Origin of the sequence: Mycobacterium sp., from assembly GCF_019243155.1 — a bacterium.
GTDB lineage: Bacteria > Actinomycetota > Actinomycetes > Mycobacteriales > Mycobacteriaceae > Mycobacterium.
In genome coordinates this window covers 1-6,536 of the sequence record NZ_JAFAUS010000102.1, presented here as the reverse complement: position 1 = coordinate 6,536, position 6,536 = coordinate 1, and the positions used below count along the sequence as shown (strand labels likewise).

The 6,536-nt window shown below is 63.9% G+C and carries 8 protein-coding genes; 2 read left to right on the top strand and 6 right to left on the bottom strand.

All coding sequences use genetic code 11. The annotated features are described in order from the left end of the window. The 4 genes from JOZ00_RS05310 to JOZ00_RS05295 all read right to left on the bottom strand — a co-directional run. Positions 1-1,137 (bottom strand): AMP-binding protein (locus JOZ00_RS05310; protein ID WP_293340721.1); only part of this gene is annotated, 1,137 nt, incomplete at its 3' end. Positions 1,138-1,141: 4 nt separating this feature from the next. Continuing rightward, positions 1,142-2,338: an amidohydrolase family protein gene (locus JOZ00_RS05305; RefSeq protein WP_293340718.1), complete on the bottom strand. Its 1,197-nt coding sequence runs from the start codon at positions 2,336-2,338 to the stop codon at positions 1,142-1,144. Positions 2,339-2,340: 2 nt separating this feature from the next. After that, positions 2,341-3,201: an enoyl-CoA hydratase gene (locus JOZ00_RS05300; RefSeq protein ID WP_293340715.1), complete on the bottom strand. Its 861-nt coding sequence runs from the start codon at positions 3,199-3,201 to the stop codon at positions 2,341-2,343. Between the two features lie 176 nt (positions 3,202-3,377). Further along, entirely contained in the window at positions 3,378-3,647 is a 270-nt protein-coding gene (locus JOZ00_RS05295) for a GlsB/YeaQ/YmgE family stress response membrane protein (protein ID WP_293340712.1), read from the bottom strand. A 229-nt stretch (positions 3,648-3,876) separates the two neighbouring features. Here JOZ00_RS05295 and JOZ00_RS05290 point away from each other — a divergent pair, with 229 nt between their 5' ends. Next, on the top strand, positions 3,877-4,116 hold the full coding sequence (locus tag JOZ00_RS05290; protein WP_293340710.1) for a CsbD family protein: 240 nt from the start codon (positions 3,877-3,879) through the stop codon (positions 4,114-4,116). A gap of 88 nt (positions 4,117-4,204) precedes the next feature. Here JOZ00_RS05290 and JOZ00_RS05285 read toward each other — a convergent pair whose 3' ends face one another. Further along, on the bottom strand, positions 4,205-5,212 hold the full coding sequence (locus JOZ00_RS05285) for a dihydrodipicolinate synthase family protein (protein ID WP_293340707.1): 1,008 nt from the start codon (positions 5,210-5,212) through the stop codon (positions 4,205-4,207). 44 nt (positions 5,213-5,256) lie between these two features. Continuing rightward, entirely contained in the window at positions 5,257-6,054 is a 798-nt protein-coding gene (locus JOZ00_RS05280) for an SDR family oxidoreductase (RefSeq protein WP_293340704.1), read from the bottom strand. Positions 6,055-6,315: 261 nt separating this feature from the next. On the opposite strand from JOZ00_RS05280, the gene JOZ00_RS05275 reads away from it, so the two are divergent. Next, the coding region (locus JOZ00_RS05275) for a helix-turn-helix domain-containing protein (RefSeq protein ID WP_293340701.1) at positions 6,316-6,536 on the top strand (221 nt) is incomplete at its 3' end.

Below are 6,536 nucleotides of genomic sequence, written 5' to 3'. Positions count from 1 at the left end.
CCCCGGTTCGCCGGGAGCGAGGAAGTGGCTGTAGTCCTCCGCGAGAACCAGGCCACCCTCGCGCAGCGTGAACGTGTCGGTTCGGGTGTCGCCGCGGCTGTGCCCGAAGCCCATGTTTCCGGTCTCCGACGACCCGTATCCGTTGATCAGCGTCAGCTGAGGTATCAATTCCAGCAGCGCCCGTTGATATTTCGGATTAGTCGCAGCCCCTCCGGTACCGATCGCGTACAGCGACGACAGGTCGTATCGACCACGCTGCAGCTCGGCAACCAGCGGCGCCGCGTACGCATCCCCGACCATCGTCATCAAGCCGACTTTCTCGCGCTCGGCCGTCTCCCACACCGATCGGGGGTCGAGCTTCTTACCGGTGTCGTAGAGCACCACGGGGGTGCCGGCCATGACCGCTGAGAAGGCCGTCCACATGCCGGCGGCGTGCATCAACGGTGAGACGGCGAACCACGGCGCCCCGCCACCGGCGCGCACCTTGTCGTGAATCTCCTGCGCGGACTCATGATCCGCGCCGACCATCGACGACACATAGATGTCGGACTGGCGCCAGAGCACGCCCTTGGGACGGCCCGTGGTGCCCCCGGTGCAGATCATCAGCAGATCATCGGGCGACGGCTCGACGCCCTGGTCGGTATCTCCTTGCGCCAGTGCATCATCCAGCGACACCGCACCGGCCAGTTGCGGGACCGCGCTTCCGTCATCGACGGACACCAGCAAGTCCGCGCTTGCCGGCGGCAGCACATCGGCGAACTTGGCGCCGAGCGCGCGGTGATAGATGACAGCCCGCGGCTGCAGATAGTCGAGCAGCTCGCCCACCTCGCGGGGGGTGTAGTGGTAGTTGACGTTGACCGGGACGGTGCGCGCCTTGAGGCACCCGATCACCATGTCGGCGTAGAGATCGTTGTGCATGATCAGCGCGACGCGATCCTGCCCGCATTCCCAGCGTTCGAGGGCTGCGCGTTCTCGATGCGCGCCGAAACCCTTGCCCGCCAGGAAGTTCGACAGCTGGCGCGTTCGGTCTGCCGACTCACCAAAGGTGCTGCGGCGACTGCCACACACCGTCATCGTCCGGTCGGGAATGACATCGGCGATCGCGTCGAGAACCGCGCCTATGGTCCATTCGCTCATGCGATTAGGCGGGTACTTTGACGCCGAGAAGGTCTAAGGCGTTGTCGCGCATGACCTTCCGAATATCCGCCTCGCTGAACGCCGTCAGCTCTTCGGTGAACGAGACCGGCGACTCGAGGCCTTCACCGTGCGGCCAGTCAGAACCGAACAGGATCTTGTCGATACCAATGACTTCCGCTAGCTCCGCCAGATCGTCCTCGTAGTAGGGGGCGATCCACACGTTGTTGCGCAACTGCTCCACCGGATCCTCGGGGAAAAAATTCGGCTGGGTGTTGGCGGCCTTCTTCAGGCGCTTGACCAGCCGGTGGACAAAGTAGGAGCCGTTTTCGATGCTGACCGCCTTGAGCTTCGGATGACGGGTGAACACGCCGTGCACGATCATCGAGGCCATCGTGTCGTGGATAGCGCGGTCGTCGAGGAGCACCTGATCCAGCGGATCCTTGGCGCCGAATCCTTCGAACGTCGACTTACCACCCCACGCCGCGGCGATGTGCAGATAGCCGCTGTCGCTCAGGTGGAATCCCACCGGCACGCCCGCCTCGGCAAGCCGGGCCCACACCGGGTCGTGGCTGGGATGACCCAGCGACCGCGGCTTGACCAACCCCGGCACCGGCGCGGGCCGCACCAATATCAACTTGGCGCCGCGCGCCAACAGGAACTCGACCTCTTCGACCGCCTTGTCCGGGTCGGCCAGCGAAATGATCGGTGCGGCAATGATTCGGCCGTCGGGCCGGTCGAAGCCCCAGTCCTCGTCAAGCCACAGATTGAAAGCGTGCACCGAGGCCATCGTCGCCTCGATGTCGTGCTTGAGCGCCTCCTCGACCCCGCACCCGAACGTGGGCAGCATGAACACCGTCTCGATGTCCTGGGTATCCATCACGGTGATCCGGGCATCGCGGTTCTGGTACTCGGGGTGATTGGCCAGCCGCTCCACTTTCATCAGCGACGCCGGGTCAACCCCTTCGGGAATCTCGCCGCGGAAAAGCAGATCCAGGCAACCGGGCACGATGATCGGATCGAACGTGGGATTGGGGATGAAGTGGTTGACTCGATCCCCGATCACGGCCAAGGTCCGCTTGCCGTCGTTGACCATCTGCACGCCACGGCGCTTGAACTTCTTGTCCAGGTGACGGGTAAACGAGTCCAACGGCTCGTAATAGTGGTTGTCGACATCGATCGGTTGGTAGTTCAGGCCGCTCATCTTCATTCCTCCAGGCTGTCGGGGTCGCCGGCCGCGGCTGAGGCGAGACCGGGAAAATCGGGAAGTCGCTTCTCGATGAAGCTGACGATGCCTTCGATGACGTCGGGCCGGCGCAGCGACGCCTGCAGCAGCGTTTCGGCGCGGGCGCTGGCGGCCATCACGTCGGCGGTCGCGTCGCTGTAGGCCTGCCGCTTGATGACGGCCATGGAGGCCGGCGAACAGTGCAGCGCGATGTCTTCCGCGTAGGCCAAGACTCGCGGCATCAGCTCGTCGGCTTCGACCACCTCTTTGACCAAGCCGAGTTGCGCGGCCTCCTGCGCCAAAAACGTACGGCCAGTTAGCAACAGATCGAGGGCGACGGCCCAGCCGGCCAGGCGGGGCAGGATCCACGAAATGCCGTACTCGGCGATCAGGCCACGGCGGGCGAACGGCGCGGCGAATTTGGCCCCCGCGGCGGCGAAGCGCACGTCGCACATGAGGGCCTGGGTCAGCCCGATCCCCACGCAGGACCCGTTGATGGCGGCGATGACCGGCTTACTGACGGCCGTGATGAAATGCGGGTGCCGCTCCCCCACCAGGTCATCCATGTTCGGCTCGGGCGATTCGGCCAACGATTCACCGACCGTGGCGACCGAACCCAAATGCGCTCCCGCGCAGAACGCCTTGCCGCTCCCGGTCAACACGATGACCCGCACGGCCGGGTCGGCCTCGGCGCGATCGATGCCGGCGTGGAACGCGGTCGCGATGTCCCCACCCCAGGTGTTGAGCCGATCGGGGCGATTGAACGTCAGAATTGCGACGCCGGTTCCGGTGGTCTCGTACAGCACCGCCTCGTCAGTGACCACATGGTCGGCGGCGCTCATCAGACCGTCCCCTCAAAGCTGATCGACTGGCGAGTTTGTACCCATACTGTATACCTATCGGTACCTCCTTCCACAACTGCCGCCGCGAACTCGCGAAACCCCGGTCGAACAGCGGATTTAGGTTGGCTGAGCCCCGACTTTGACGGCGCTTGCCGGCGACGCGAATGCGGTTGCCGTCACCGGACCCGGCCCCGGCTGATCAGCTTGACGATCGCCAGCAGGATCACCGCCCCGAGCAGACACGTCAGAAACGAAAACAGCAGCCCTGCGCCGGCCACATCGACACCGACACCGCGCAGCAGAAACCCGCCGATCAGGCCACCGATGATGCCGACCACGATGTTGAGGACAACACCCATTTGCGCATCGGTACCCATGATTTTGCTACCGATCCAACCGGCCAGACCGCCGATGACGATCCACCCGATGACACCCAAAGTGAGCATTCGCGATCCTTTCGACGAGACTTACGACGCTTTTGGCGAGGGCCGCCACGCCCATTACACCGCGCACGGCCGGGCGTGTGACCGGAATGCCCGCTGTCGGTGCTGGTAATCGCGATGCAGTGTGGTGCCGTACACCTGGTGTGGCGAGGGCCACATCCCGATCACGTTTTCTGTCACCCCGAACCCGGGAAAACGCAGACAACGCACCCAACAGCAGGAGGGAAAACGCATGGCTGACGTTCGCAGTGGTGTCACCGAAGCCGTTTTCGGTGTCGTCGAGGACGTGAAGGGCAGGGCCAAAGAGGTCATCGGCGCGGTCATCGGCAACCGCGACCTGATCAATGAGGGTCAGGCCCAGCAGGACAAGGCGGAAGCACACCGCAACGCCGCGAAAAAGGAAGCCGCGGCCGAGAAGGCCCGCGGCAAGGCCAAGGTCGACGAGGCCCGCCAGAAGGCCGAACAGAACTAGCCGATACCGGCTGCGGAGGCCCGGTCACATTGAGTGGCCGGGCCTCTTGCTTGCCAGCGTAATCCGTGGCACTGCAAGCGTTTAGCCGCTAGACCCCGATGAGCCCGAGGCGGCGATAGGCCCCCTCGATCTGGTCCTTGGCCTCCTGCGGCAACTCCGCCTGCGGCGGTCGCGAATGCGGATAGGCGCCGATCGGCAGGCCCAACACCGAAGCGGCGTATTTGAACGCTCCACCCCAGTGAGTGAAGTAGTCGGCCCGGCCCGGGTAGCAGGTCCACCACGACCCGACGTCCAGGTCGAACTGGTCCATGCCCGATTCCCGTCCGTAATCCATGGCCTCGAGCAGCTTGTCGTTGAACACCAGGTCCCAGTACTCGGAGAACAGCCGTCGCTGGGGCGTCTCGAACAGGTAGCCGGCCGTTCCGAGTTGCGCCGGGCAGACGATCCCGGCCCGCAACCATCCGGCGCGATACACGGTCCTGTCGCATTCCCAGACCGCGAGGGCCGGCGCCAACTCATGAAGCCGTCGGCTCGCCTCCGGCCGGAAGGCCCCTTCCTTGGTGGCGCACACCGCGGGCACCTCGTCGTAGATCCGTGCGCTCTCGACCGGAGTCAGCACGTATCCCGAGGACGGCGAGTTGAACATGCCCAACGCGATGTCGGTGCGCGCGGCAATGTATTTGAAGAATCTCAACACGCCCTCGCCGCCGTGGGCCTCCATCATCGGCGTCTGGATGTAGGCGATGTCGGCGCCCACCTCTTGGGCGTGCAGCGTCAGGTCCAGACAGTCCTTGGCCGACGTCGCCGCCGTACAGGCCTGGATGACGACGTGGGGGTTGAGGCGGCGGGCCTCCTCAATTGCCACCTCCAGCAAGCGTTTACGCTCTTGGTTGGTCAATGACCAGAACTCGGCGATGCCGCTGGTGCACCACAACATCGGATGCCCGAGATCACCGACGCAGTAGCGCACCAGCGTCCGGTAGGCATCCCAGTCGATGTCGTCACCGTCCGTGCCACTGAAGGGGGTGTAGAGCGAATCACCGATTCCCCGCAATGCTCCGCGCGCCCACGCACGCGCCTCGCTAGCCGTCGCCATAATCCACTCCTTTTGTTGCCCAGACGATTTCGTCGTTCCGTTGGTCAGATGAAGTCCGAACCGCCGTCCACGTTTATGTTGGCTCCGGTCATATACGAGTTGCACCGCGATGCGAGGAAGGCGGCGACCGGGCCGATTTCTTTCGGCAGGCCGGCCCTTGGCATGTGGGCGGGGTGACCGAAATGCTTGCCGATGGCTTCCATCAGGGCGTAGGGATCGTTGCCGTCGACACCGACGGACTTCGCCCAACCGACCAGCGACTCGGACGCGATGCTGCCCGGCGAGACCACGTTGACCAAGATCTCATCTTTGGCCAACAACAGGGACAGGTTCTTCGACACACTCGTCAGCATCGACTTGGCGGCGGTATAGGCGGGCAGCATGACGCTTTGCCGTTGAGTCGAGTGCGCGGAGAAGTTGACTATCCGTGCCCACTGCGCTTTGCGCAACAGCGGAAGTGCCGAACGGACACAGCGCACCATCCCCATCACTCCGTCTTCGACGGCTTGGCGCCACTGGTCGTCGGTCAAGTCTTCGAAACTGCCCGCGGCTCCAGGACCGACGGTATTGATGAGCACATTGAGTTCGCCGTCCCAACGCTGACCAAGCTCGGCGAACACCGCGTCGACCTGCCCGGAGTCACCGATGTCGGCGACTAGCCCGACGGCATCGGGGCTGCCACGGTCGGTCAAGTCGGCCACGGCGTTGTCGAGCGTGGCGCGGGTGCGGCCGACCACCGCAACGCGGGCACCGTCCTCGGCCAGGCACCGGGCGGTCGCCAGGCCCATGCCCAGGCCGCCACCGACCACTACCGCTGCGGCATTTGCCAGCCCTAGGTCCATGGCGTGATCCGTGGCCCGTCTGATGGCTTGCGACCGGTCATGTTCGCCCGTCCAGCGTTATATACCAAAAAGCCTACGATAGGTATTACAGTAGCAAGACGAAGAACCGCACGAAAGCCGCCGATTGACTTGCCAAACCCGCCGTCGAATGGCCACCGGTAAGGTTGATGGTCGTAGCAAACGGCGACGCGGCTACGTATAGGCAGGTGGGAGAAGAACCGCCGGTAGATTGAATTCAACCGGTGCACAGGACAGATCTTGATGGAGGTGCCCGTAGTGGCAAAGCAGGCAACCGCTGATAAGCGTCAACGACGCGAACGCGGGTCCATCAATCCGGATGACATCATCAGCGGCGCGTTCGAACTTGCCGAGCAAGTGTCGATCGACAACTTGAGCATGCCGCTGCTCGGCAAGCATCTCGGTGTAGGGGTCACCAGCATCTACTGGTACTTCCGCAAGAAGGACGATCTGCTCAACGCAAT

What these genes read in the sequence shown, in the direction of transcription:
- JOZ00_RS05285 (WP_293340707.1), bottom strand. Translation starts at nt 5,212, where the DNA reads ATGGCGACGGCTAGCGAGGCGCGTGCGTGGGCGCGCGGAGCATTGCGG.
- JOZ00_RS05300 (WP_293340715.1), bottom strand. Translation starts at nt 3,201, where the DNA reads ATGAGCGCCGCCGACCATGTGGTCACTGACGAGGCGGTGCTGTACGAG.
- JOZ00_RS05280 (WP_293340704.1), bottom strand. Translation starts at nt 6,054, where the DNA reads ATGGACCTAGGGCTGGCAAATGCCGCAGCGGTAGTGGTCGGTGGCGGC.
- JOZ00_RS05295 (WP_293340712.1), bottom strand. Translation starts at nt 3,647, where the DNA reads ATGCTCACTTTGGGTGTCATCGGGTGGATCGTCATCGGCGGTCTGGCC.
- JOZ00_RS05305 (WP_293340718.1), bottom strand. Translation starts at nt 2,338, where the DNA reads ATGAGCGGCCTGAACTACCAACCGATCGATGTCGACAACCACTATTAC.
- JOZ00_RS05290 (WP_293340710.1), top strand. Translation starts at nt 3,877, where the DNA reads ATGGCTGACGTTCGCAGTGGTGTCACCGAAGCCGTTTTCGGTGTCGTC.